Annotated in this window: 30 protein-coding genes and 1 tRNA gene; 12 read left to right on the top strand and 19 right to left on the bottom strand. The window is 40.2% G+C overall.

From position 1 onward, the window contains the following. Nucleotides 1-327 precede the first annotated feature (327 nt). From ACDZ29_RS17195 to ACDZ29_RS17185, 3 genes are all read right to left on the bottom strand, one after another. On the bottom strand, nt 328-852 hold the full coding sequence (locus ACDZ29_RS17195) for a type 1 glutamine amidotransferase domain-containing protein (RefSeq protein WP_289324147.1): 525 nt from the start codon (nt 850-852) through the stop codon (nt 328-330). Between the two features lie 137 nt (nt 853-989). Beyond that, complete coding sequence (gene truA / locus ACDZ29_RS17190; RefSeq protein WP_375088237.1) at nt 990-1,727, bottom strand: tRNA pseudouridine(38-40) synthase TruA; 738 nt, start codon at nt 1,725-1,727, stop codon at nt 990-992. 747 nt (nt 1,728-2,474) lie between these two features. Continuing rightward, nucleotides 2,475-2,546 (bottom strand) — tRNA-Val (locus ACDZ29_RS17185). A 216-nt stretch (nt 2,547-2,762) separates the two neighbouring features. Between ACDZ29_RS17185 and ACDZ29_RS17180 the strand changes: the two genes are divergently transcribed. Next, on the top strand, nt 2,763-2,984 hold the full coding sequence (locus tag ACDZ29_RS17180) for a hypothetical protein (RefSeq protein WP_289317430.1): 222 nt from the start codon (nt 2,763-2,765) through the stop codon (nt 2,982-2,984). A gap of 17 nt (nt 2,985-3,001) precedes the next feature. Here the strand turns inward: ACDZ29_RS17180 and ACDZ29_RS17175 are convergent, their stop codons facing one another. Continuing rightward, the gene (locus tag ACDZ29_RS17175; RefSeq protein ID WP_289324144.1) at nt 3,002-3,559 is read right to left on the bottom strand and encodes a phosphatidylglycerophosphatase A; all 558 of its coding nucleotides are present in this window, start codon (nt 3,557-3,559) and stop codon (nt 3,002-3,004) included. A gap of 192 nt (nt 3,560-3,751) precedes the next feature. Between ACDZ29_RS17175 and ACDZ29_RS17170 the strand changes: the two genes are divergently transcribed. The 5 genes from ACDZ29_RS17170 (at nt 3,752) to ACDZ29_RS17150 (ending at nt 6,659) form a co-directional block, all read left to right on the top strand. Beyond that, the gene (locus tag ACDZ29_RS17170) at nt 3,752-4,474 is read left to right on the top strand and encodes an esterase family protein (RefSeq protein WP_289317432.1); all 723 of its coding nucleotides are present in this window, start codon (nt 3,752-3,754) and stop codon (nt 4,472-4,474) included. 89 nt (nt 4,475-4,563) lie between these two features. Continuing rightward, the gene (locus ACDZ29_RS17165) at nt 4,564-5,079 is read left to right on the top strand and encodes a YjcG family protein (protein WP_289324143.1); all 516 of its coding nucleotides are present in this window, start codon (nt 4,564-4,566) and stop codon (nt 5,077-5,079) included. Between the two features lie 4 nt (nt 5,080-5,083). Further along, nucleotides 5,084-5,512, top strand: coding sequence for a GNAT family N-acetyltransferase (locus tag ACDZ29_RS17160; RefSeq protein ID WP_289324142.1), 429 nt, complete (start codon nt 5,084-5,086; stop codon nt 5,510-5,512). A 160-nt stretch (nt 5,513-5,672) separates the two neighbouring features. After that, nucleotides 5,673-5,936 carry a hypothetical protein gene (locus tag ACDZ29_RS17155; protein WP_370014250.1) on the top strand — a complete coding sequence of 88 codons (264 nt, stop codon included), beginning with the start codon at nt 5,673-5,675 and terminating at the stop codon, nt 5,934-5,936. A gap of 234 nt (nt 5,937-6,170) precedes the next feature. Further along, nucleotides 6,171-6,659, top strand: a complete 489-nt coding sequence (locus ACDZ29_RS17150; RefSeq protein ID WP_289324140.1) for a spore coat protein — start codon at nt 6,171-6,173, stop codon at nt 6,657-6,659. Between the two features lie 55 nt (nt 6,660-6,714). Here the strand turns inward: ACDZ29_RS17150 and ACDZ29_RS17145 are convergent, their stop codons facing one another. Then, complete coding sequence (locus ACDZ29_RS17145) at nt 6,715-7,005, bottom strand: hypothetical protein (protein WP_375088236.1); 291 nt, start codon at nt 7,003-7,005, stop codon at nt 6,715-6,717. 149 nt (nt 7,006-7,154) lie between these two features. Between ACDZ29_RS17145 and ACDZ29_RS17140 the strand changes: the two genes are divergently transcribed. Continuing rightward, complete coding sequence (locus ACDZ29_RS17140; RefSeq protein WP_289324138.1) at nt 7,155-9,428, top strand: ATP-dependent helicase; 2,274 nt, start codon at nt 7,155-7,157, stop codon at nt 9,426-9,428. A gap of 71 nt (nt 9,429-9,499) precedes the next feature. On the opposite strand, the gene ACDZ29_RS17135 is transcribed toward ACDZ29_RS17140, so the two are convergent. From ACDZ29_RS17135 to mgtE, 11 genes are all read right to left on the bottom strand, one after another. Next, nucleotides 9,500-9,754, bottom strand: coding sequence for a stage VI sporulation protein F (locus tag ACDZ29_RS17135; RefSeq protein WP_034314458.1), 255 nt, complete (start codon nt 9,752-9,754; stop codon nt 9,500-9,502). A gap of 113 nt (nt 9,755-9,867) precedes the next feature. Next, nucleotides 9,868-10,026 (bottom strand): YjcZ family sporulation protein, encoded by a 159-nt coding sequence (locus ACDZ29_RS17130; protein WP_375088235.1) that lies wholly within the window; start codon nt 10,024-10,026, stop codon nt 9,868-9,870. A gap of 104 nt (nt 10,027-10,130) precedes the next feature. Next, nucleotides 10,131-10,487: a stage V sporulation protein AE gene (spoVAE, locus tag ACDZ29_RS17125; protein ID WP_289324136.1), complete on the bottom strand. Its 357-nt coding sequence runs from the start codon at nt 10,485-10,487 to the stop codon at nt 10,131-10,133. Between the two features lie 16 nt (nt 10,488-10,503). Continuing rightward, complete coding sequence (spoVAD, locus tag ACDZ29_RS17120; protein WP_289317443.1) at nt 10,504-11,529, bottom strand: stage V sporulation protein AD; 1,026 nt, start codon at nt 11,527-11,529, stop codon at nt 10,504-10,506. A gap of 3 nt (nt 11,530-11,532) precedes the next feature. Continuing rightward, nucleotides 11,533-12,003: a stage V sporulation protein AC gene (spoVAC, locus tag ACDZ29_RS17115; protein ID WP_375088234.1), complete on the bottom strand. Its 471-nt coding sequence runs from the start codon at nt 12,001-12,003 to the stop codon at nt 11,533-11,535. 18 nt (nt 12,004-12,021) lie between these two features. Next, a complete protein-coding gene (locus tag ACDZ29_RS17110) occupies nt 12,022-12,519 on the bottom strand; it encodes a sporulation protein (protein WP_375088233.1) in 498 nt (165 codons plus the stop codon). A gap of 296 nt (nt 12,520-12,815) precedes the next feature. Then, a complete protein-coding gene (locus ACDZ29_RS17105) occupies nt 12,816-13,181 on the bottom strand; it encodes a DUF1360 domain-containing protein (RefSeq protein WP_289324133.1) in 366 nt (121 codons plus the stop codon). A gap of 15 nt (nt 13,182-13,196) precedes the next feature. After that, a complete protein-coding gene (locus tag ACDZ29_RS17100; RefSeq protein ID WP_375088232.1) occupies nt 13,197-13,769 on the bottom strand; it encodes a hypothetical protein in 573 nt (190 codons plus the stop codon). A gap of 11 nt (nt 13,770-13,780) precedes the next feature. Beyond that, nucleotides 13,781-14,095 (bottom strand): hypothetical protein, encoded by a 315-nt coding sequence (locus ACDZ29_RS17095; protein ID WP_375088231.1) that lies wholly within the window; start codon nt 14,093-14,095, stop codon nt 13,781-13,783. A 306-nt stretch (nt 14,096-14,401) separates the two neighbouring features. Beyond that, nucleotides 14,402-15,175: an enoyl-ACP reductase FabI gene (gene fabI, locus ACDZ29_RS17090; protein ID WP_375088230.1), complete on the bottom strand. Its 774-nt coding sequence runs from the start codon at nt 15,173-15,175 to the stop codon at nt 14,402-14,404. Between the two features lie 136 nt (nt 15,176-15,311). Continuing rightward, entirely contained in the window at nt 15,312-16,682 is a 1,371-nt protein-coding gene (mgtE, locus tag ACDZ29_RS17085; RefSeq protein ID WP_375091158.1) for a magnesium transporter, read from the bottom strand. Between the two features lie 122 nt (nt 16,683-16,804). Between mgtE and prpE the strand changes: the two genes are divergently transcribed. Continuing rightward, a complete protein-coding gene (prpE, locus tag ACDZ29_RS17080) occupies nt 16,805-17,548 on the top strand; it encodes a bis(5'-nucleosyl)-tetraphosphatase PrpE (protein WP_375088229.1) in 744 nt (247 codons plus the stop codon). Between the two features lie 91 nt (nt 17,549-17,639). On the opposite strand, the gene ACDZ29_RS17075 is transcribed toward prpE, so the two are convergent. Genes ACDZ29_RS17075 through ACDZ29_RS17065 form a run of 3 tightly spaced genes read right to left on the bottom strand, consistent with a single transcriptional unit; the run spans nt 17,640 to nt 20,037 of the window. Further along, entirely contained in the window at nt 17,640-18,554 is a 915-nt protein-coding gene (locus tag ACDZ29_RS17075) for an RluA family pseudouridine synthase (RefSeq protein WP_375088228.1), read from the bottom strand. A 17-nt stretch (nt 18,555-18,571) separates the two neighbouring features. Then, the gene (locus ACDZ29_RS17070; protein ID WP_289317452.1) at nt 18,572-19,366 is read right to left on the bottom strand and encodes an NAD kinase; all 795 of its coding nucleotides are present in this window, start codon (nt 19,364-19,366) and stop codon (nt 18,572-18,574) included. Nucleotides 19,367-19,416: 50 nt separating this feature from the next. Next, on the bottom strand, nt 19,417-20,037 hold the full coding sequence (locus tag ACDZ29_RS17065) for a GTP pyrophosphokinase family protein (RefSeq protein WP_289317453.1): 621 nt from the start codon (nt 20,035-20,037) through the stop codon (nt 19,417-19,419). Nucleotides 20,038-20,356: 319 nt separating this feature from the next. Between ACDZ29_RS17065 and ACDZ29_RS17060 the strand changes: the two genes are divergently transcribed. The 4 genes from ACDZ29_RS17060 (at nt 20,357) to ACDZ29_RS17045 (ending at nt 23,139) form a co-directional block, all read left to right on the top strand. Then, nucleotides 20,357-20,935 (top strand): CYTH domain-containing protein, encoded by a 579-nt coding sequence (locus ACDZ29_RS17060; RefSeq protein WP_375088227.1) that lies wholly within the window; start codon nt 20,357-20,359, stop codon nt 20,933-20,935. Nucleotides 20,936-20,958: 23 nt separating this feature from the next. Next, entirely contained in the window at nt 20,959-21,615 is a 657-nt protein-coding gene (locus ACDZ29_RS17055; RefSeq protein ID WP_375088226.1) for a lytic transglycosylase domain-containing protein, read from the top strand. A gap of 229 nt (nt 21,616-21,844) precedes the next feature. Then, on the top strand, nt 21,845-22,249 hold the full coding sequence (locus ACDZ29_RS17050; protein ID WP_289317456.1) for a globin: 405 nt from the start codon (nt 21,845-21,847) through the stop codon (nt 22,247-22,249). Continuing rightward, nucleotides 22,246-23,139 (top strand): ClpXP adapter SpxH family protein, encoded by an 894-nt coding sequence (locus ACDZ29_RS17045; protein ID WP_370014242.1) that lies wholly within the window; start codon nt 22,246-22,248, stop codon nt 23,137-23,139. The genes ACDZ29_RS17050 and ACDZ29_RS17045 overlap by 4 nt, the downstream gene beginning before the upstream one ends. Nucleotides 23,140-23,864: the final 725 nt, after the last annotated feature.

Below are 23,864 nucleotides of genomic sequence, written 5' to 3'. Positions count from 1 at the left end.
GTTTCAAATAACATCATTAAACCTAAAGACTCTGACAAATTGACCCTCACATGGAGTTTCTGTGCAGTCTTTGTGCTTTGCATTCAGAAGGTAAAGATTTCTAAAATGACAAAATAAAAAACGGGAAGAACAGCAATGCTTTTGCCGTTCGGATGACCCCTGAGGAATTCGAATAGGGACCCCTTCATAGAAATCAAACTGGTTACTGCATTAAATGAGTGAAGATACTCCTTTTTATTTTCATATTTCGCATTTGGTAATTGGAAATAGGAATAATTAAAAGTGGTTTTTCCAGAAGGAAAAACCACTTTTTCACGCTATTATGTTTTAACGCTTTTCAATCACGTTAATCAATTCCCTTAAATAATCCGGTAGATCAGGCGGGCGTCTGCTTGATACAAGGTTTCCATCTACTACGACGGGCTTATCTATCCAAGTTGCCCCCGCATTTTCCATATCATCTTTAATGCCAGGTGTACTCGTTACATTCTTCCCATATAAAATTTTGGCAGAAATCAACACCCAACCAGCGTGACAAATTTGCCCGATGGGTTTTTTATTTTCTTCCATGCTTTGGATAAGTGATATCACTTCAGGAAACCGACGAATTTTGTCAGGTGCCCAACCGCCTGGTACAAGAATGGCATCATATTCTTCAGCTTTAATACTGCCATACTCATAATCAGATACGGCTGGTACACCATATTTTCCAATGTACGTTTCATTCGCCTTTTCTCCAGCGAGGTGAACAATCGCTCCCTCTTCTTTCAATCGTAAGATCGGATACCAGAGCTCTAAATCTTCAAAATCGTGGTGCACAAGACTGATAATTTTCTTTCCTTCTAACCTCATGGAAATCTCCCCTTCTTTCGTTATTTCCCCTTTACCATTCTTCCCTATTTCTTGCAACTAGTCCAAAGTGTTTTGAGACCCTATGGGATATTGGTGATGATTTAAACAATGCATTAGGCGATACATCAATATTTGGTCTAAAAATCAACCTTTACCAAGTACAACCCAGCTGCCTCCGCCATACGACCCGTCTGGATTCTTTCTTTTGACTCTAAAATACTTGGTATATTTTCAGCATCTATTTCACCCAACCCAACTTCTATCAACGTTCCGACAATTTTTCTGACCATATTATAAAGAAATCCATCACCTCGCACTGTAATTTGGATGAAGCCGGCATTTTCTTCTATATCAATAGAATATATTTCACGCACCATGGATTTTTTCTTAGACTTTGCATTAGAAAAAGAAGTAAAATCATGTTCACCTATAAAATATTGACATGCTCTTTTCATTTTTGTGATATTCAGCTTTTCCTCAACATGCATACTGTACTTTCGCATGAAAGGATTTGTATATTGCTCGTTCCAGATCTTATACAGATAGGTTTTATCCTTAGCATTATAACGGGCATGAAAACGATCAGGAACTAATGTAACATCCACAACGCTGATATCTTGGGGTAAATATCTATTCAAATAGTTCATGATTTCAGATTCAGTCAGATTTTCTCCGATCTTAAAATTGGCAATTTGAGCAAGAGCATGTACACCTGCATCTGTTCTGCTGCATCCGATGATTTCAATTTTTTCCCCTACCATTTCCGTTAATACATTTTCTATTTTCCCTTGAATGGTATCATCACTATTACCGAGTCGTTGCCAGCCCTTATAGCGCCCGCCATCATATTGAATCGTCAATTTATAATTGTTCATTTCTTCCTCCTTATTTTATTACTGTATAGTCATCTAAACAGAAAATTCTTGATAAAATACAAGCCCCCATACAACTCCTGCTGTATGAGGGAACATATGATTTTTTCTTATAAACAATATTATATTGTATTGTATTTTGTCCCTTTATTCCCCTATATATCAGGTTAAACTGAACTTCGTTACTTCTTTCAAAAGTCTAAAGCAACTGTAGTAACAGGATAATCCGCTCCCCTTTTCAGGTCTCGATTGGAGCACCCCACAGCTTACAAGGACCATGATTTATGTAAAGTTCATACATCTTATTAATGTCTTTCGATTTTAATCCTAGCAATCAAAGTGAAATGTACTTCTGCATAGTGTATCAAAGAGGCTAACGTCATGCAACGAACGATTCACCGTCATATGCAGTTTCTGAGCAACTTTGTGCAAAGCATGAACACAAAGAAAAATGCATGGAAACGAAAACAGAAAATGGGCCAAAATCCCTGTTATATCATGGATTTAAGCCTTTGGCTGTTGATGACCTGTGACTAGCATTAAATACTTTCGGTAAGATTTTTAAATTGACGATCTTCATGAAACACTTGAATTCCAAATTTTAAAAGCATAAAAAAACACCTCACATATTTTAGCGTGAAGTGGTTTGTTGGCATTCCATGGTGTTTAACTTGACCCCATCATAATACAGTCGTGATTTAAAATAAAAAACGGCAAAAACATTGTTTAACAATGCTTCCGCCGTTCGGATGACCTGTGAGGGATTCGAACCCACGACCCCTTCCCTGTCAAGGAAGTGCTCTCCCACTGAGCTAACAAGTCGTATGTAAGACTGGCTGGTAAATTACTTAAGTACATAATTTATTATAAGTTTTTTTGTTAAAAAGTCAACGAGTTATATTAAAAAAGTTTTAATTTTATCTTTTTTTTTTTACCTCACTTAAAAACCAGAACCGACGTTCCCTTTTCCCTTGCATAAAAAACGTATGTTCGCATATAATATAGCAAGCAAACAAGTCAGCAAAGGAGTGACAAGGAATGAAATATATACTTCGCAAACATATGGAAGAAAACGCTCCATTGGAAATAATCTATCTCTCCGAACAAGGAAAGATTACGCAGCGGAAAATCCAGGTGCTTGAAGTTTATCCAGGCCATATTCACGCATTCTGTTTTCTAAGGCAGACAAAACGGACATTTAAAATGGCCAATATCCTTTCTGCCCGCCTCATTAAGGCCAGGTTTGATAGGTCTGGATGAAAATTGTTTATTAAGATTCAACCAATTAACTCTTCTTCTTCCTGAATGTCCTTTTCCTGTTCAGTTAATGATTCTTCTTCATCTCTCAGACGATGAGCTAACCTTGAGGCGGCACTCGCGGCAATACTTGCAACGATATCATCCAGGAAGGTATGCACGATTCCTTCTTGTTTCTTATCAAGTTCGTGAATGACGCCTATTTTATTTTTGTCCAAATGGCCAAAGGTCGTTACAGCAATGCTTCCGTAACCGAGCACTGCACCAAAGGCAATCGTTTCATCCACTCCGAATAAACCTTCATCAGATTCAACAATCGATTGCAGGGGTTCTGATAGCTTTTTTTGCTCTGCTAGTTTATCCAGCTCCACACCGACTAAAATGGCATGTTGAATTTCCCTTTTCAACAGGACACGCTCAACGCTGTGGATGCATTCCTCAAGCTTAAGATCAGCTTTATACGGGAACTGCAATTCATAAACGATTTTTGCAATTGCTTCCACACTGACACCACGTTCTATTAATGATCGTTTAGCCGCCTTTGTTACTTCCCTGCTGTGTACCTGTACATCTGCCATTTTATTCGCCACCTCTTTTATTGTATTATTTTTCTATATCCTTGTATTATAACACCTTATAATTTAAATTTTTAGAAAATATAATGAAAATTTTCTATTCTAACTTCTTGTCACGAGAAAAAGTCGCAAGGCTATGCTAAAATAATCAAGTAAGTTGTTTTTCATTATTAATTATCATCGAGGTGCGGGAGAATGAGTTTACGCAAAGGCACAATTAAAGAGTACATGTTTAAAAGCGAAGCTTTAGCAGAAGAATTGGAACTACTTGTTTACTTGCCTGCTAATTTTTCGCCATTGTATAAATATTCGCTTGTGATTGCTCAGGATGGCCGTGATTATTTTCAAATGGGCCGAATTGGTCGCGTAGCCGATGAACTGTTAGGAAACGATGAGATCGAGAATATCATCATTGTCGGAATTCCCTATAAAGACCGCTTTGACCGCAGGCGCAAATATCATCCGGACGGGGAACAGCACATTGCATACATACGTTTTCTTGCCCATGAACTTGTCCCGTTTTTAGATGATGAATTTCCAACCTATCAAATGGGACATGGTCGAACTTTGATCGGTGACTCTCTTGGTGGTACAGTTTCTTTATTGGCCGCCCTGCAATACCCCCATACATTCGGGAAATGCATCATGCAGTCGCCACTTGCCAATGAAGCCGTAATGGATGCTGTACGTAATTTTGAGGATCCGCATCTCCTCGAACTTTACCATGTGATCGGGACTGGGGAAACGGATGTTCCGACCACGGATGGCAACAAGGCAAACTTCATAGAACCCAACAGGGAATTGCATAAGTTACTAAACCAAAAAGGATTTCCATGCTTCTATGAAGAATTTGAAGGTAATCATACCTGGAAATATTGGCAGGCAGATTTAAAAAGAGCACTATTGGAAATGTTCTAACTTACTCGAAATCATCCCTTTAAGATGGTTTCAAGAAAAACACTTCCAACTATAATACAACAATTAAAAAATATCAGGAGGTTTTATTTATGAAATATGGTGTTGCAATTTTCCCATCAAAAAAACTTCAAGATTTAGCTAACTCCTATCGAAAACGGTATGATACGAAATATGCTTTCATTCCACCGCATCTAACGCTTAAACCAACGTTCGAAGCGACGGATATGGAAATTTCGACCATTGCTGAACAATTAAAAGACATTGCTAAAAAGTGCAAGCCTTTTACGATGAACGTAACGAAAGCGAAGTCTTTCCAACCCGTAAGCAATACTATTTATTTCAAAGTTGATTTATCCGAAGGGCTTCAAGAGCTGCATGATGCACTTAACAATGAGGAATTTATGAAAAGTGAAAATGAACATGCATTTGTCCCGCATATTACCATCGCTCAAGATTTATCCGATAATGAGCATTCTGATGTTTTAGGCCAATTGAGCATGCTTGACGTTAGCCATGAAGAAGAGGTGAAACGCGTTCACTTGCTGTATCAGCTTGAAGATGGGGCATGGACCGTTTATGAAACATTTAGATTAGGAGCTGAATGATTTCGTGTTTGTAAAAATTGCAGAGAACAGCCAAGAGCTTGAAAATGCTTATTTGATTAGAAAGAAAGTATTCGTCCAAGAGCAAAATGTCCCTCTTGAAGAAGAGATCGATGAATATGAAGAAGAGTCTACACATTTCGTTTTATATGATGAGCAGGAACAGCCAATCGGTGCCGGCCGCTTCAGGGTCATCGACAACATTGGTAAAGTCCAGCGCATTTGTGTATTGTCATCGGGCCGAAAGAATGGTGCCGGTGCCATGATCATGAACGCTATCGAAGAATACGCAATCCAGCAGGAAGTACCTCAATTGAAGCTTGATGCCCAGGTACATGCGATTCCTTTTTATTCGAAATTAGGATATGAGATCGTTTCCGACGAATTTCTGGATGCTGGCATTCCACATAAAACGATGAAGAAAACCATTTTATGATATAAAAACGCTGTCCTTTCAGTCTTCTGATTGGACAGCTTTTTTTTGTTCGTTCATGATCTTAAATTATCGTTTTATAAAAAAAAACATATCCGTTCAATGGCAATCTCCGCAAAAATACATAGTCTATATATAGAAAGCAAGAAGGAGGGAAAATTTTATGGGTAACAATGAATTTAACCTGGAGGAGTCTCAAAAAAGACTAATGGAATTGCTGGTTTCAAGGACTATGAGAAAACATGGTTTCAAAAAGGGGAATGTCGATCTAACTGAAAAAGAGAAAAACAACTTAAAAGAAACCGTTCGCTATTTACAAGAGCAATCACAGAAAATCATAAACCAAGAAAAGAACATCACGGAACATGATGTTAATCCAGTTACAAATACCATTCACAACAAATTCACGGATTCCAAAGATAAATGACTCACCATATCACCTAATCAAACCTTACTTGCTGGCGAGAAATAAATATACCAAGACATAGCAGAACTTACATTTAATTCCTAAAGTTCCAGCTTCTTTATTATTCAACCCCCGCAAACTAATACTTTCCCTATGTATTAAAAAATAGACGAATTAACTGGTTTATTCGTCCAACCCGATTATCCATCAAAGCATATTTTAATAGGGAATAAAACCTAAGGAGGAAAAAACAACATGAACCAAAATGTATATCGAAGCAACTGTAACACGCATGAAGACTCTGAAAGATCATGGTCAGCTCTAGATTCAGCTTCCAGACATCCCCTGTCAGGATTCTGTAACGACGATGACACACGGATTGACCAAGATGCAAGACAGGATAATAATCAAGTTCAGCTTTCTGAAGAACTTATTTACATTAAAGATTCTTGTAATGTAAATATCACTTCAACAGATGTTAAAGCGGCTCTTTCTCTACAAGCAGCTCTACAAGCAGCAATTGCGGTCATCGTAAGCATTTCCATTGCAGATGCTGATAATGCTGAAAAGATCACTCAACAATTAATCCAATCTTCTAATGTTAAACAAATCACGCGCCAAAAAACAATTGTTGAAAACAGCCGTGATATCGACATTACAACAACTGATGCACAAATCGCTCTTAACATCCAACTATTACTACAACTATTGTTAGCTCTAATCGTGGAAATTGACATTCTCTAAGAAATCAACACAAAAAGGACACTTCGCGTGTCCTCTTTTGTTTTTCAATGCAAAACTACACAATTTTGTTGAAGTACCCACCTTTTCCAGACATTTCAGCCGTTAGTTCTTCACTAATTCTCATTTGATTTTTATACGTGCCTGCTCCATATGTCCTTTCCCGATTATGATATTGAACTTGATCGAATCCTTCAAAGCTTCCCCTTTCCTCTTCCGACACCTGATCAAAACGGATAGGTTGAATGGGTGTCGTTCCTTTAACAATTCTTACTTTCTCTGCAGCTTCGAGCGTCCAGTTGGCATATTGAATGTAATCAAATTGTGTGACAGGTGCTATGTATCCCATAGTAATCCCTCCGTTATTTAAATCGTTAAGTTGTCATTTTAATACCCGTCCGGGACGATATTTAAACACAATTTCCGCATTCTTTTTTCCTAATCTTCTGGTATGATGAGTATTGCCGATATTTTTATAGATTAGAGGTATCCATTTATATGAATCAAGCAAAATCTGGCAATGAAATTGTACATTTACATACCGTTTCAGCTGGTGAGCTGCAGACACTCTTTGAAAAAGGAAAACGTGATCAGCTTTCTTGTATCATTTGTCATAAACCAGTGAAATTGTTTATTGGAATTCATGAGACACCCTATTTTTATCATAGTGACCCATCGCAGGCACCCTGTGAAATGCCAAACTCAGAACCAATGAATGAGGACAAGCCATTAGAATATATGGAACAGAATGGATTTAGGATTCCTACATCACGAACCATTACGGAAACAAAAACCATTACGGAACCTTTCCTTAAAAGCCGGCCCATAGCTGGCAATCCGAAATATTCAGCTAAACCTTCTGCACTGGCACAATCAGAGGAACCATATTTTCAGGAATTATCCTCATCCGGGGTTGTTCTCGATGCAGAGCAACTCAAAGCGGTAATCACGATCGATGGACCAATTCTGGTCCTATCAGGAGCCGGCAGTGGGAAAACCCGAGTATTAACGGTACGTACTGCCTATATGCTCACAGTGAAAAAGATTGATCCAAAAAGTATCATGCTTGTGACCTTTACGGCGAAGTCTGCAAAGGAAATGCAACAGCGTCTGCTCGGCTATCCCTATATGACTCCTTCCCTTGTTTCGCAAATAGTTAGCGGGACTTTTCATAGCATCTTTTATAAAATCCTGATTTTTCACGAACCATCCAAATGGCAGCGGGATTTCCTTTTGAAGTGGGAATGGGAAAAAGAAAAGATATTGAAACAGGCTGGCAGGGAAATGGAACTTGATGATAAGGAATTTGCATATGATCAAGCCCTTCAACAAATTGGGCTTTGGAAAAACTCATTGGCCTTTCCAGAAGATATTCAGCCGAAGGACGAGTGGGAGAAATCCTGTTTATTTTTATATAAAAGATATGAAGAATATAAACAGCAAACAGGGAAGTATGATTTTGATGATATGCTTGTGGGCTGTTATGTATTTTTAAAAAATCACCCGGATTCTTTAAAGAAATATCAGCAAAGGTTTAACTATTTTTTGGTTGATGAGTTTCAGGATATCAATAAAGTTCAATATGAATTGATAAAACTACTCTCTGCTGAATCAAAAAATGTATGTGCGGTTGGAGATGATGATCAATCCATTTATTCATTCCGGGGAAGCGATCCGAAGTATATTCTGAATTTCAATCATGATTTCCCTCGATCCCAGGTTATAAAGCTGACTGAGAATTACCGCTCTTCCCATGAAATTGTCGCTACAGCGAACCGCTTGATCAAGCGTAACCAGAACCGGATGGAAAAAAAGATGCGGGCACAGCATGATTCTGGAAATCCCCCTGTATTATTTTATCCTTATGATGAGGAATTGGAAGCAACGATGATCGTATCCGATATCCAAGAAAAAATATCCAAGGGAGCAAACCCTGGGGAATTTGCAGTTTTGTACAGGACACACACGATGTCCAGGGCCATTTTTGAACGGCTCGCAGCTTCCAACCTGCCATTTGTCATTGAAAAAGATGCGGATTCGTTTTATCAGCGTAGGGTCATTCGCGGCATGCTTGCCTTTATGCGCTTGAGTTTGTATCCCCATGATAGCAAGGCAGCATCGGATGTCCTTTCCTCCTTATTCTTGAAGCAAAGTATATTACAGGAGTTAAAAGCACAGACAATTCTGCAGGATTGTGATTTTATCGATGCATTTGCTTTTGTTAAGACAGGACATGCTTTTCAAGAACGAAAATTAAAAACGATACCAGGGCAGATCCGCTCTTTAAAAAATATGTCACCACTCGTTGCGTTAGAAATCATCGAGAAAGATTTAGGATATCAGGAATATGTAAAAAAACGCGGAAATGATGCGAACCTGGAAAAGGGTTCCGATGACATCCGCGACCTAAAGGTGGCAGCAAATCGTTTTCCTACCGTCGCCGCTTTCCTTGATCATGTCGATCATATGACTGCGATGGTCCAAGAGATAAAACAGCTATCGAAACATTTTAAGGATGCGATTCAACTTACCACCATACACCGTTCAAAAGGGCTTGAATATCAAACCGTTTATGTTCTTGCTGCAGTCGATGGCAGCATTCCTCATGATTTCGCACTTGAATCATACCGAAAAGGGGAACTGGCTCCTCTTGAAGAGGAAAGGCGCTTGCTCTATGTAGCGGCAACCAGGGCTAAAAAGGACCTTTACCTTTCCATCCTGCAAACTAGACGCGGACGGACCGCCCATCCATCACGTTTCTTGAAGCTTTGACCATGAGTTTATCCCTCCTTGGAAAGGATGGATAAACTGAGAAAAGGCCTGCACGATAGCAGGCCTCTTTGTCACTTTTTATTTATCATATTGGAAATGGTTCCGAAATCCAGTTTATTCCCTTCAGCTACGATGGAATGGACGATTTTATCTTCCGTTTCTTTATTGACCGGTTTATTCGCTATTTTTGAAACGCGCTTAATGACGTTTCTAACAGTTGTTTCATCTTTAAAATTGGCTCCTTGTAGAGAGTTTGCCAATTCTAATACATCTTTCATATTTACGCCCGTTTTACCTTCTATGTTTTTAAAAAAGTTATTATCCATACCTAAGCCCCTCCCTTTTCTGTACCTATCCTATGGCAATATCAGAAAATTGGTGCTAGGCCCATGCAAATAAAAATAAAAGGAATAGGCTTCTTCTGCCTATTCCTTTTACCTTAGCAGAAAGAAGCCCCTACAATGATTAATAGGATAAACAATACAACGATTATCGCGAAAGTAGAACCGCCTCCGCCATAACCGCCGCCGTATCCATAACCGCTGCCGTATCCATAACCGCTGCCGTCACAACAACCGTAGCCACCATAACCAAACATACTAAATCACCTCGCTCTCGCTAAAGCTTACTGATAACATATGTAGGTCTGGACAAATATGTATAGGCCATGTCCTAGTCCAGGCAGCCTAATTTCCGCTTATTTTATCCTTTTGGTCTGAATACTAAAGCTCCGATAAATCCAAAGATGATCGCTGCAGAGATACCGGAACTCGTAATTTCAAACATTCCTGTCAGTACGCCAACGAGACCATGTTTTTCCGATTCCATCATTGCCCCGTTCACTAGCGAGTTCCCAAAGGAAACGATTGGTATGGTTGCTCCTGCACCGGCAAAGTCAACTAGCGGTTCATATAAATCAAACCCGCCAAGAACAGCTCCTATTACAACGAACAAACTTAACGTATGTGCTGGTGTCAGCTTAGCAACATCGAAAAGAAGCTGGCCGACTACACAGATCAAGCCACCGATGACAAAGGCCCAAAAAAACATTGGTAACATCCAAATCTCTCCTTTTTCATGAATTCATCCCATACTCAATGGCTACCGCATGGGCAATGCACGGAATCGAATCTTTTTGCTGGACGGATAGCGGTGACAATAATGCTCCTGTTGCAACAAGCAGGATTTTTTTATATTTACCCTGAATCATTTCATTTAGTATATGGCCATATAAAACCACTGCTGAACATCCCGCACCACTCCCGCCAGCCAAAACAGGCTGATCCTTTTTAAAAATCATCAAACCGCAATCCTTGAATTTTTCCTGATTGATATTGCAGCCCTTTTGCTTTAATAAGTCCATGGCTGTCTCCCTGCCTATTTGTCCTAAATCACCAGTAATGATGAAATCATAATCGTCCGGGCTCAAACCAGTATCTTTGAAATGGGCAAGAATCGTATCGACGGCGGCCGGGGCCATCGCTCCCCCCATATTGAAAGGATCTTTCAATCCCATGTCAATGACCTTTCCGATAGTGGCCGAAACTATATGGGGAAATTCCCCTTGCTTACTTCCATTAGGAGCAACCAGCGCCACTCCTGCTCCTGTTATCGTCCATTGAGCTGTAGGTGGTTTTTGCCCTCCATATTCAGTTGGATAGCGAAATTGCTTTTCAACAGCTGCATTATGGCTCGAGGCGCCTGTCAACACATAGTTAGCCCCGCCATAATTGGTGATGAAGGCAGCTAAAGCTAGCCCTTCCATTGACGTGGAACAGGCTCCAAACAAGCCGAAGTATGGAATGCCGTTGGTTCTGGCTGCAAAACTTGTCGGTGTCACCTGATTGATTAAATCACCCGCCAAGAAAAATTGTACCTGCCCCTTGTCGATCTTACCTTTCTCCAATGCAAGCTCAACCGCTTTCTCCATCAAATGGCGATGAGCCTTCTCATATGAATCCTGCTCCATCCACAAATCGTCATATAGAATATCGAAATCTCCCGCGATTTCTCCATTTGCCTCAAATGGACCGCCTGTTACCCCTGTTTCCAAAATGACCGGTTTATTGGCGAACATCCATGTTTGTTTTCCTTTTAACACCCCTTAGCCCCCAATCATTTGATAAATCGTTTTTATCAACGCCACGACAAAGGCTGAAAATACTCCAAATAAAATGACCGAACCGGCCAATTTAAACATATTGGATCCAACACCAAGTACAAAACCTTCTGTCCGATGTTCGATAGCAGCCGAAATGACTGCGTTACCGAATCCCGTAACAGGGACGGCACTCCCAGCCCCACCAAACTGGCCAATGCGGTCGTAAAACCCGAAGCCGGTCATCAAAAGGGACAGAAACACCATGGTAGCAGTTGTCGGACCTCCGGCTGTCTGTTCTGTAAAGTTGAAAAAATAAATATAGAAATAAGAAATGGCTTGACCCACTATGCAGAAAATCCCGCCTACTAAAAAGGCTTTCAAACAATTCTTCACTATTGGTCTTTTAATTTCATGCTTCCCTTGGAGCTCCTTATATGCATCCTGCTGGGGGGTGATTTTCTCCTTGCCGCTCATAGTGCTGATCCTCTCTTTCTAAATCAATTCTTTTTGAAGTCCTTCAATTTCCTTGAACTTCTCCCTTGCCTTTTTCTCTGGAACATCTTTTTTCTTGAGTAATTCGTTCAATCTTAAAGATTCCAAAAAGATTTTATAATCACTCGAAACGATAAAATCATTCTTGGGAAACTTTTCTTCCAAATTTTCAGTCACTGTCTTTTCAATCTTCTTCATATGAAAACGTTGTAAGTGCTTCACTTTATAAGCGACGATAATCTTTTTTCCGTTTTTCACGATGATCACGTCATAGATGGTGTCTTCATTAGCAACTGTTTCCTTGACCTTTGAGATCAGTCCCTTTTCATCTTTCTCATCCATTCCATTAATGATATCCATCGGTTCAGGATTCGTACGTTTAATCATTGCTAAATGCTCCGTTTTTCCATCATTCTGATTGCTGCAGGCAGTAAGAACAAACAAAACAACTATAAAAACCAGCCAGCTGCCCTTAAAATATCTTCCTTGTCTGAACATAGAATCACATCCTAATTTATCGTTCTATTGTTATTTTCTTGTTTAACGGTATTTTTATGAATGGTAGGATTAGGAAATAAAAAAACCTTTCCAAAATGGAAAGGTTTTTTTACTCAATATCCTTTATTTTTATTGTTATTGTTATTATTACAGCCACAGTCTTTCTTGATTTTGACCGGCTGATCTTTTTTCATCGGTTTGGCATAAGCCCATGGATTCGGTTTCTGATTCAATTTATGACTCCTCCTTTAAGATCTATACCATACTATATGAATGAAGAGACAAGTTGTTTCCAATCAAATGTCCATAATTTTGCTGATTATGACCTCGATGATCGCTCCTATTGCTGCTACGGCAAGGATTAATATCAGGACGTCTCCTATAAACCAATGTTGGATATAAAGAAAAACCAGAAAAAGGCTGATCCAGACACCCACGCACCAAAAACAGCTTAGCAATTGACCAAGCCAGCCAACCAGGCCCTTTTCTTTCGGCATTAAAAATATTTCCACATCCCCTTCTTCATTCTTTTCCTCTATCTCTTTAAAAAAGGGGCGGCGCAGCGGCTCCATGATTTTATCGAACACGATCAAGCGTGTCAGCCTGAAAGATGCCAAGCCTAATATTAGAAATAAGGTGAACTCATTTGGTGGGGGAAACATTCAATATGGCTCCCTTCATTTGGATTCTTCAATTATTTTAGCATCGATAATATCCGGCAGACCCACGAAACGAATATGGTTCCCTCTTTTAATCTTCACTGATTCCCCCTTCATTCCCAACACATGAAACTGAAGCGTTTCTCCGTTAATGACAGCCTCACATAATGGCTTTGGAAAACCTTGTTGATTGGAGAGTCGGGAAATGATGTCGCGAGTAGATTCTTTTTTTTCAACCTTTTTCCTTTTTCTCTTAACTGGCTTTTCGAATTCCTGTTCTGCTTGTTCAGGCTGTTCCAATTTTCCAACCGGAGTTTGCTCCTCAGGGACATATTGTTCGGTAATTTTCCTTATACCCGTAATCTCTGTTTCAATTTCCTTCATGACATCATAAACACCAAATTCGCGTTTGACTTTTTCGATTTTCTCTTCTTTTTGCTCGGCTTCCTGAAGTTCCGGCTCAACGCTGTCTTGAGGTGTATCTTTTTTCGTTCGGAAATCACTTTGCATATTCCCTCGCTGATCAGATATTTTTGCCTGATCGACATATAAAAGTGGTTTGGATTCCTTATCGACATTATTCTCTGACATGAAAATCCCCCTTAATATTTCAGAATATCCACAGACTGCAGCTGTTCCATATGATATTGGACAACTTTTTTCCCGAATTTATGCCTTATGAACAAACTGGATTCTTTCTTTTGTTCCAATTTCCCGAACAGTGTACGGTCATTGATGATGAACTTACAAACAGGCTTAGGTGCAAAGGCTGGAAGTCGGGACAATAGCTCCACCAATTCCTCGGCAGTATATGAAGTGCTGATAATTTTTTCATTCAAATTAATATGTCTCTTCAACGTTTTGTGTATCGTTTGTTTTCCAACAACACAAGGCAAATCAACTTTCTTCATGTCCATGATGCCCCTCCTTCTTTTTCACGAATAGGGTTGAAAGCTGGTTTATGCCGATTCTCCCAAACAATGAATATCAGCTCTATGTATCATTTATATGAAATTCACCCTTCATTATGCTGGAGATGGTGCCACTCCCTAAAAAAAAGACATCAACCAATCTTGGGTATGTTGGGGATTAGTTAAGAAAATTAAAACATTTGAAGGAGAAAAAGGTGAAAAGATATCAATTGAGGATGTAGCAATTCAAGATACCCTCAGAGTGGAAAATCAATAAAAAGGGGACCGATATCGGCCCCCCTTCTTTTAGTGTCATCCAATTATATGGTAACCAGAATCCACATGGATATTTTCCCCGGTAATTCCACGGGACATGTCACTTAATAAAAATACTGCCGTATCCCCTACTTCTTCAGGAGTCGTTGTACGACGGAGCGGTGCTTCTTCCTCAATCTTCTTTAAAATTGTATTGAAGTCACGAACACCTTTAGCGGACAAGGTACGGATTGGTCCGGCTGAAATGGCATTCACCCGAATGTTATCTTTGCCAAGATCACTTGACAGGTAACGGACATTGGCTTCAAGTGAGGCCTTAGCCACTCCCATTACATTATAATTTGGCATGACCCGTTCACCGCCAAGATACGTCATTGTGACAATGCTTCCACCTTCCGGCATGATTTCTTTCGCCGCTTTAGCGACAGCCGTTAAAGAGAATGAACTGATATTATGGGCTAGCAAAAACCCTTCACGGCTCGTGTTGACGAACTCACCGTCCAGCTCTTCCTTATTAGCAAATGCGATACTGTGTGCCACGCCATGAATGATACCTGTTTCTTCCTTGATCGCCGCAAAACATTTTTCAATGCTTTCGTCTTTCGTTACATCACATTGTAAAATAGTGGAAGGCTTCCCTTCCAATGTAGAAGATAGTTCCCTAACGCTTTTTTCTGTACGGTCTTTTCCGTAAGTGAAAATCAGCTTTGCGCCTGCTTTATGTAAGGAACGGGCAACTCCCCATGCAATACTTCTTTTATTCGCTACACCCATTATGACAAACGTTTTTCCCTCTAATGAAAAAGTCATCGTATGTGACCTCCTATTTTTAATACAAGTTATTAGTACCTGCTACTAATGACAGTATATCAAATTTCCTCTGATAAAAACACCGTTTTCTGAAGACCCCTTGGAATATAGCTTCTCCAAGAAGGCCTTCTTTAGCTTATAGTAAATAACCCATGAATAATGTAGCCAATCCGAAATAAATCAGAATGCTGATAATGTCATTGATGGTTGTAATGAATGGTCCGGAGGCTACAGCTGGGTCGATTTTCATTTTATGCATGAGGAGCGGTACAAGCGATCCGGCGAGTGTGGCAACTACTAATGTTATGAAAATCGATATGCCGACCAATAAACCCAGCATTAGATCGTTTTGCCAAATATAAACGATTAAAATGCTGGCTATTCCACATGTCAGGCCAGTGATGAGACCAGTCCCCGCCTCACGCATGACCAGCTTCCACTTGCTTTCCTGCTCCAATTCCCCTGTTGCAATTCCCCGTACCGCCACTGCCAATGCTTGTGTTCCTGTATTGCCAGCCATGCCGCCAATCAATGGTATGAATACAGCCAGGATCGCTTTTTGACTAAGTGTCTCTTCAAAACGCCCAATCAGGCTAGCGGTCAATAATCCTAAAAACAAAAGAATGATCAACCAAGGCAACCGTTTCTTCGCAGCAGAATAGGGACTTTTATCAACATGATCAAGATCAGATATACCTGCCAATTTAGAATAATCATCGGATGCCTCTTCATCCATGACATCAATGATATCATCAACCGTAATAATCCCTAACAAATGGTTTTGGAAATCGACGACCGGCACGGCAAGGAAGTTATAGTCCCTTATTTTTCGTGCCACCTCTTCCTGGTCTTCGGATACAGGTACGGAAACTACCCTGTCATCCATTAAATCACCAATTAAAGCATCTTCATCAGCTATGATCAATGTCCTGAGCGATAAAACACCAAGCAGCTTCTTATCCTGATCGGTAACGAACACATAATATATCGTTTCCGCTTCCGGAGCTTCCCTTTTTAAGATTTGCATGGCTGATCGAGCCGTTTCATTTGCTTCAATAGCAATGAACTCTGTCGTCATGATACTTCCTGCCGTAGATTCCTCATAGTTCAGAAGCTCCTGGATTTCACTTGCCGCTTCATCATCCATGATGGTCAAATAGCTGACGGCCTGCTCATCATTGATTTCATTCAGGACGTCTGCCGCATCATCCGCATACATATGGGAAAGCATAGCGGCTGCGTAAGAAGGATTCATTTCAGCCAATAGGCTTTCGTAATTCTCTTCATCTATTTCTATATTTTCAAAAAGGTCCGCCATTTCTTCCGGTGACAAATATGTGTAAACGACGGATCTGAATTCATCTGACAAGCTTGTGTAAAATTGAGCCTGATCATACGGATGCATTTCAAGGAACTCCGTACGGAACTGATCCAGATTTTCCGTTTTAAGCGCTTCAAGCAAAAGCTCGTTATTCATTTGACTACTCTCCCGCTCCTGGTCCTTCATCTCCTCCATAACCATACACCTCCTAAAATATATTTTTTCATTTCCTCGTTTATATTTTATTTTTTTAAATAATACTATACTAATACCATAAACATAGACAAAACAAACAAAGGGTGTGTCAAATGAACATCGATATCATAGGGGACATTCATGGATGTTTCGCCGAATTCAGGCAGCTGACGGAAAAAATGGGCTATACGTGGGAGACTGGGTTTCCAGTACATCCCTCTGGAAGGATTCTCGGCTTTGTAGGGGATTTAACCGATCGCGGCCCAGATTCCCTTCAAGTTATCGAGGTTGTCCATGAATTAGTCATTAACCAAAATATTGCTAGGTATGCCCCAGGTAACCACTGCAATAAATTGTATCGGTATTTTTCAGGCAATAAAATTCAAATATCACATGGTTTAGAGACTACAGTAGCTGAATATGAGAACCTAAACAATCGGGAGCAGAAGAAAATCCGAAAAAAATTCCTGGATTTGTATGAACGTTCCCCACTCTATCATCTCATTGATGATGGGCGATTGATCATTGCCCATGCAGGAATTCGCAGTGATTATATTGGTCAATATAGCAGTAAGGTAAAAACCTTTGTCCTCTACGGGGATATCAACGGCTCCAAACATCCAGATGGGTCTCCTGTCAGGAAGGACTGGGCCCAATCCTATAAAGGGGAAACCTGGATCGTGTATGGACATACGCCAGTCCCTGAAGCTAGACGAGTCAATCATACATACAATATTGATACAGGCTGCGTCTTCGGTGGAAAACTAACGGCTGTGCGTTATCCCGAAATGGATCTTCAAGAGGTGCCTTCGACCATGCCATATATAGCGGAAAAATTCAGGACGTCCTTTGATTAACCAAAAAAACTCGCCATCTTGGTGAGTTTTTTTGGCATCTATCGATTTTTTTCATAATCCTGAATTCAGTTTACTGTGAGCCGGTTATACGTCAGGAATCCCTGCCCTTACTTCCCTCGAGCAATCGGGCCATATCTTCAGGTAACTCTTCTTGAAACAACATCATCTTCTTTGTGAAAGGATGTAAAAATTTCAATTCAAAACAATGAAGGGCTTGACGAGGGATACTGCTCCTGCTCCCTCCATATAAATCATCACCAGCCAGCGGGTGACCCATATGCGCCATATGTACCCTGATTTGATGTGTCCGTCCTGTTTGGAGTTCCAAGTTAAGGAATGTATGGGACCCTGTGTGTGCCAATACCTTAAATAGGGTACGGGCATACCGCCCATCCTCCCTGACTTCCCGTTCAATGATGCTGGTCGACTTTCGTCCGATTGACGCCACTATCTCTCCTTCAGGTCCGTCAACGGTTCCTTCAGCTATAGCTTGGTATCTCCGCTTTACCTGACCTGATTTTTGTTGTTCACTTAAAAGATGATGGATATGCCGATGCTTGGCAATTAAAACCAGACCCGATGTGTCGCGGTCAAGCCTTGTAACAATATGGATCGTTGCCCGTATCCCCGTCTTCCGATAATAACCTGCCAAGCCATTGGCCAGACTGCCGTTGGGATGCTCCCGGGAGGGAATGGTATTCATGGAAGGAGGCTTGGCCACCACCAATACAAACTCATCTTCATACCTGACATTCAGGGGGATGGGTTCTGGCAAAAGGCCTTCACTTCCCTGCTCCGGTGGAAATATGACGGTGACGGTGTCGCCAGTTTCAATTCGTTCCCTTACGGTTACTTCTACGCCGTTCAACTGGATATAGCCACCTTTAAACTTGATATCCGTTAATGCTCGTTTTGAAATATCGCATTTGCTGAGAAACTCTCGCAATAAAGAGCCAGAATCCTCTTCAAAAACCGACCAGGTCAAAGAAAAGTTTTGATTTGACATGAGGTGAGTCTATCTCCTTAGTTAGCAATAAATGAATCATGCACTCTTTTCCAGAAAGGAAAAGGGCGGAATCTGGCAAACCGGATCTTTTCATCTGCCACTCGGCACTGTATCGACTTTACATCTTCCTGAAGCAGGGTCAAATGGTCAATCGTAATTTGAAAATTGACTGCATTGACCGGCCTGAACATGCACGTATGATGAGCCGGCAGCAGAAGAGGCGATCCTACCGTCCTAAATACCCGGTTGTTAATGGATGCCAACTCGGTAATCTGGATGGCATCGATTGATGGATGGACGATGGCACCACCAAGCGCCTTATTATAAGCCGTGCTTCCGGATGGTGTCGCAATGCATAAACCATCTCCACGGAATGTCTCGAAATGCTGTCCGCGTATTTCAACATCCATGACGAGCGTACCTTCAACACTTTTGACTGTCGATTCATTCAAAGCCAAAAATCTGGTTTCCCGTCCACCATGCTGATAACGGACGATTGTTTCGAGCAGTGGATATTCCACAATTTGAAATGGGGTTTTTGCTAACGCTATCACCAATTTTTCAATTTCATCAGGGGTCCAATCCGCATAAAAACCAAGATGTCCTGTATGTACTCCCACAAAGGCGGTTTTGTCCAATCGATTCTTATAACGGTGAAAAGCGTATAATAAGGTGCCATCACCACCGACAGAAATGACAATATCCGGCTGATCTTCGTCATATTCCAAATGAAAGTCCTGAAGATACGTTCGCATCCTTTGCATTAAAGTATTCGATTTCGCATCTCCTTTTGACGTAATCGCAAATTTCATATAATCCCACCTTACAATTTAGATTTCTTCCTGTTCACCCATTTATCAGTTTAAGAATCTTTCTTCCGGGAAAAAAGACGCTGTGCTTCCTGGATTTCCGTCCGGATTTGCGACATCTCTGCATCAAGCAGGAAGGCCGCTTCCGCTGCGCGTTTCAACCGCAGTTGAATATCTTCCGGGAAAATGCCTTTATATTTATAATTTAAAGAATGTTCAATCGTCGCCCAAAAATTCATCGCAAGTGTCCTGATTTGAATTTCGGCAAGTATATTTTTTTCGCCATGGATCGTCTGGACCGGGTAGCGGATGACAACATGATAAGAACGGTAGCCGCTTGCTTTTTTATGGGAAATATAATTCCTCTCTTCGACTATCTCGAAGTCATTGCGACCCCGTAAAAGTTCAACTACCTGTTCGATATCATCCACGAACTGGCACATCATGCGAAGTCCTGCAATATCCTGAATTTCGGTTCCCAATTTATCAATGGGAATATCCTTCTGGCTCGCCTTATCCAAAATGCTGACAATCGGCTTTACCCTGCCTGTTACAAATTCGATCGGCGAGTGAATATTCTCTCTCTCAAACTGTTTCCTTAATCCCTTAAGCTTAACCTTTAATTCTTCGACAGCCTGAGTATAAGGCGCCAAGAAATCGTCCCAACTCTCCATTGCCACACCACCTATATCTATCTAAAAAGCGTCTGTTCAACTCTGGTATGGGCAGTACGCTCTCCTATATCCAGCAGTACCAAGCCTTACTGCAATTCACCGCTGGATCCTATTCAATCTTACTCTAAAACAAAAAGTATGTATTAATTTCTCTATATACGGTAATCCATTTCTTGAGTTCAACGTTTATATTTTATCATATCCTGCAATTGATTCCTAAATATTCAAGTACAATACAAAAAAATTATTGCATTCAATTTGACAGCTGGAATTGTTCTTATATGATTAACCTAAGATTCAGCCAGGAAGGAAGGAAAACATGAACCAGCATATTGAAATAGAATTTAAGAATCTCTTAAGCGAAAAGGAATTTCGTCAACTGATCGATTATTTTCATATCGTTGCATCGAACTTTAAATCACAGAAAAATCATTACTTCGATACATTAGAATTCCATTTGAAAAATCAGGGCTCTGCACTAAGGATCCGGGAGAAAAATGGTCGATACGAACTGACTTTAAAACAGCCTGCTACAGAAGGATTATTGGAAACGAATCAAGATATCCCTGAAGAGGCCGCTTATGCGTTTCTGAATCATAACACTTTCCCTGAAGGCGAGATCCAACATCTTATTCTTGAATGCGGAATTAATCCAAAAGACTTTACCTGCTTTGGGACACTAAAGACGGACCGTGTTGAATTTCCTTACAAAGATGGTTTACTTGTTTTAGATCATAGTTCGTATGTGAATCAGGAAGACTTTGAACTTGAATATGAAGTGACGGATGCAAAAGCGGGAAAAAAAAATTTCCTGACCCTCCTTGAAACCCTTCAAATTCCCCAAAGGGAAACCGAAAATAAAGTTAAGAGGTTTTATCGTGCCAAATTCCAGGAATAATCCTGTTTGAACCATAATCGGAGGTGGAGAGTTTGAAAGTCCAAGATTTCAAAACTTTTATGGAATTGCAGGCAATCCAGCAATTCACAAATGGCAACATCACAAATAATGATTCATCTCGATCCATTTTCCAGGACATGCTGTCGGAACTGGTTTCGGGTGATGCTCTTGAAGGCACTTCGCAGACATTGGGTTCCTTATTAACCAATGTGGAAACGGAAACGAAGTCCTTTCTTCAATCCGGCAGCCTGAAATCAAACCCGATAGCCACTGCATATACTAACAATGAGTCCAGCGAAACCGGCACAAATTACGATCAAATCATCAGCCAGGCGGCCAGTTTATATAATCTCCCGGAAAAACTGATAAAGTCGGTCATTAAACAAGAATCTAACTTTAACCCCGAAGCCACCAGTTATGCTGGTGCAACTGGCCTCATGCAGTTAATGCCGGCAACTGCAAGGAGCCTTGGAGTTGATGATCCCAGCGATCCGGAACAAAGTATCATGGGCGGGAGTAAATATTTAAGTCAAATGATGGCCCGTTATGATGGGGACATCAAGGTTGCACTTGCTGCTTATAATGCAGGACCAGGAAACGTGGATAAATATAACGGCATTCCTCCCTTTAGAGAAACCCGGAATTATGTTCAAAAAGTGTATGGCACATTTTCAAGCTAATGAAAGCTGACCCTGATATTATTGGCGGGTCAGTTTTTTCATGTCTACATATTTCGGAGACCGCTGGACAAAATGTTAAAGCTACCTAAAATGCGGTCTATCCCGTACATTCCCCTGTGTCATACTACAGATGTAAAATTTTCTTCAAGCTATATATTTGTTATATCAGGACGTCATTGATAAAATATGAATAAATATCAACCATTTTTCTTTAAAAGGAGTAATCAACATGATGCAAGGGAACCCTACACCATATGAATTAATTGGAGAAGGGCAATTACACAGGTTAATTGATGTGTTTTACTCCAACGTTAGTCAACACCCGGATCTGCAGCCGATTTTCCCTGACGATTTAACTGAAACGGTCCGTAAGCAAAAACAATTTATGACTCAATATTTAGGTGGTCCCTCTTTATATACGGAAGAGCATGGCCATCCTATGTTGCGGGCTCGACATATACCTTTTGAAATTACACCAGATCGTGCGAAAGCATGGCTCTCATGCATGTATCAAGCTATGGACGAAGTGGGCCTTGAGGGTGAAATTAGGGAATTTTTCTATCACCGCCTTTATTTAACGGCACAGCATATGATCAATACATCCGGAACTGACGGGAAAGGAGAAGACAGTTGAGCGCACATAAACCAGTTTTCAATATTTCCGATTGGATCAAGACACAGCATTGCTATGATATAGGAAAAAAGCCAATTGAAATTTATGTTTTTGTTGATCCGCTTTGTCCCGAATGCTGGGGCTTAGAACCGATTATTAGGAAATTACAGATAGAATATGGTCAATTATTCAGTTTACGCCATGTTTTAAGCGGGAAAATCGATTCTCTTAATATGGGGAAAAATAAAAATTATGAAAACCTTGCTCAAGTTTGGGAAAAGACAGCCAGCCGCTCGGGAATGTCCTGTGACGGAAGTCTTTGGTCTGAAAACCCGATCTCTTCTCCTTATACAGCTTCCATCGCAATAAAAGCAGCGGAATTGCAGGGCCGTAAATTGGCCATTCGCTTTTTAAGGCAGCTTCAAGAATATGTATTCATAGGAAAAAGGGATATATCCAATATTGAAGTCTTGACCGAGTGTGCCAAGACGGTTGGATTGGATGTGGAGGAATTCCTTTATGACATCAATTCTTCCAGTGCTGCCAAGGGTTTTCAATGTGACATGAAAATCACCAGCGAAATGGAAGTGACTGAAATCCCTTCCCTTGTTTTTTTCAATCAAAATATTGAAGAAGAGGGAATAAAAGTTTCGGGTGTCTATTCTTACGAGGTATATGTTCAAATTTTAGAAGATATGCTGAATGGCCTTCCCGCCCCTGCCAAACCACCCTCCCTCGAAGAGTTTTTAAGCTGTTTCAAACTAGTGGCCACAAAGGAAATCGAAACGGTTTATAATATGAACAAGAATAACGTCGAGTTGGAAATGAAGAAACTTGTTTTAAAACAGTTGGCAGAGAAAATTCCGGCTAAATATGGGACGTTTTGGAGATATACAAAGAAGCAGTCATGAATTTGACTGCTTCTTTGTTGTTTAAAAAGGGAAAAACCATGCAAATCAACGATTGCATGGTTTTTTTATAAGAAATAAGGGGATGGGAGAAATTTTTTCACGATCAAACAAAGGGGTATAAGTTTGTTTGTGATTCACTTCACAATAAATAATATAACAGATTACCCATTTATGTTTCAACTATATGTGCAACTTTTCACAAATTGTTCACAATATATATTTTCCAATTATTATAACCCCTTCTGGTATCTAGCAAAATAAGAGCCTCATTTTGCTTTAACGGTATAAGTGCATTTGATATATGATATTGAAATGGTATGAATTTAATTGTGAAAAATATCACAATCCTGATTATATCTTTATTTTTCATTATCTAAACTTGCTACTTTTGTTACACCGGCATCAATTCAACCCGTTAATTTATCAGCAAATGAAAAATCCCGGCAAATCGCTAAATTTGCCAGGGTTTTCATCTATTTATACGAAAAAGGGGATGGGAGAAATTTCACGACGAACAAACAAAGGGGTATATGTTTGGATGTGATAACTTCTATATCTGTACTATAGCAGATTATACACATTAATTGCAAGAACTTGTGCGCAATTTCACATTATTGTCATATTCTTAGAATACTGCTTATTTTGAAACATAAAATCTAATAAAAAAGCAGATGATCTTTTATCCTGCTGCCAGGTTGGAGGTGGCCAAATTGAAAGGCTTTATT

The organism is Peribacillus sp. RS7 (assembly GCF_041956845.1).
Taxonomy (GTDB): domain Bacteria; phylum Bacillota; class Bacilli; order Bacillales; family DSM-1321; genus Peribacillus.
The sequence above is the reverse complement of the archived record's forward strand: the minus strand, read 5'-3'. Positions and strand labels throughout refer to the sequence as shown.

Coding starts and splice junctions, on each gene's coding strand:
- ACDZ29_RS17060 (WP_375088227.1), top strand. CDS start 20,357: ATGAACCAGCATATTGAAATAGAATTTAAGAATCTCTTAAGCGAAAAG.
- ACDZ29_RS17105 (WP_289324133.1), bottom strand. CDS start 13,181: ATGTTTCCCCCACCAAATGAGTTCACCTTATTTCTAATATTAGGCTTG.
- spoVAE (WP_289324136.1), bottom strand. CDS start 10,487: ATGTTACCAATGTTTTTTTGGGCCTTTGTCATCGGTGGCTTGATCTGT.
- fabI (WP_375088230.1), bottom strand. CDS start 15,175: ATGACTTTTTCATTAGAGGGAAAAACGTTTGTCATAATGGGTGTAGCG.
- mgtE (WP_375091158.1), bottom strand. CDS start 16,682: ATGAAGGACCAGGAGCGGGAGAGTAGTCAAATGAATAACGAGCTTTTG.
- ACDZ29_RS17095 (WP_375088231.1), bottom strand. CDS start 14,095: ATGGACATGAAGAAAGTTGATTTGCCTTGTGTTGTTGGAAAACAAACG.
- ACDZ29_RS17100 (WP_375088232.1), bottom strand. CDS start 13,769: ATGTCAGAGAATAATGTCGATAAGGAATCCAAACCACTTTTATATGTC.
- ACDZ29_RS17135 (WP_034314458.1), bottom strand. CDS start 9,754: ATGGATAATAACTTTTTTAAAAACATAGAAGGTAAAACGGGCGTAAAT.
- ACDZ29_RS17145 (WP_375088236.1), bottom strand. CDS start 7,005: ATGGGATACATAGCACCTGTCACACAATTTGATTACATTCAATATGCC.
- spoVAC (WP_375088234.1), bottom strand. CDS start 12,003: ATGAGCGGCAAGGAGAAAATCACCCCCCAGCAGGATGCATATAAGGAG.
- ACDZ29_RS17140 (WP_289324138.1), top strand. CDS start 7,155: ATGAATCAAGCAAAATCTGGCAATGAAATTGTACATTTACATACCGTT.
- ACDZ29_RS17180 (WP_289317430.1), top strand. CDS start 2,763: ATGAAATATATACTTCGCAAACATATGGAAGAAAACGCTCCATTGGAA.
- ACDZ29_RS17065 (WP_289317453.1), bottom strand. CDS start 20,037: ATGGAGAGTTGGGACGATTTCTTGGCGCCTTATACTCAGGCTGTCGAA.
- ACDZ29_RS17170 (WP_289317432.1), top strand. CDS start 3,752: ATGAGTTTACGCAAAGGCACAATTAAAGAGTACATGTTTAAAAGCGAA.
- ACDZ29_RS17130 (WP_375088235.1), bottom strand. CDS start 10,026: ATGTTTGGTTATGGTGGCTACGGTTGTTGTGACGGCAGCGGTTATGGA.
- ACDZ29_RS17110 (WP_375088233.1), bottom strand. CDS start 12,519: ATGTTCAGACAAGGAAGATATTTTAAGGGCAGCTGGCTGGTTTTTATA.
- ACDZ29_RS17070 (WP_289317452.1), bottom strand. CDS start 19,366: ATGAAATTTGCGATTACGTCAAAAGGAGATGCGAAATCGAATACTTTA.
- prpE (WP_375088229.1), top strand. CDS start 16,805: ATGAACATCGATATCATAGGGGACATTCATGGATGTTTCGCCGAATTC.
- ACDZ29_RS17150 (WP_289324140.1), top strand. CDS start 6,171: ATGAACCAAAATGTATATCGAAGCAACTGTAACACGCATGAAGACTCT.
- ACDZ29_RS17195 (WP_289324147.1), bottom strand. CDS start 852: ATGAGGTTAGAAGGAAAGAAAATTATCAGTCTTGTGCACCACGATTTT.
- ACDZ29_RS17075 (WP_375088228.1), bottom strand. CDS start 18,554: ATGTCAAATCAAAACTTTTCTTTGACCTGGTCGGTTTTTGAAGAGGAT.
- ACDZ29_RS17155 (WP_370014250.1), top strand. CDS start 5,673: ATGGGTAACAATGAATTTAACCTGGAGGAGTCTCAAAAAAGACTAATG.
- ACDZ29_RS17050 (WP_289317456.1), top strand. CDS start 21,845: ATGATGCAAGGGAACCCTACACCATATGAATTAATTGGAGAAGGGCAA.
- ACDZ29_RS17165 (WP_289324143.1), top strand. CDS start 4,564: ATGAAATATGGTGTTGCAATTTTCCCATCAAAAAAACTTCAAGATTTA.
- ACDZ29_RS17175 (WP_289324144.1), bottom strand. CDS start 3,559: ATGGCAGATGTACAGGTACACAGCAGGGAAGTAACAAAGGCGGCTAAA.
- truA (WP_375088237.1), bottom strand. CDS start 1,727: ATGAACAATTATAAATTGACGATTCAATATGATGGCGGGCGCTATAAG.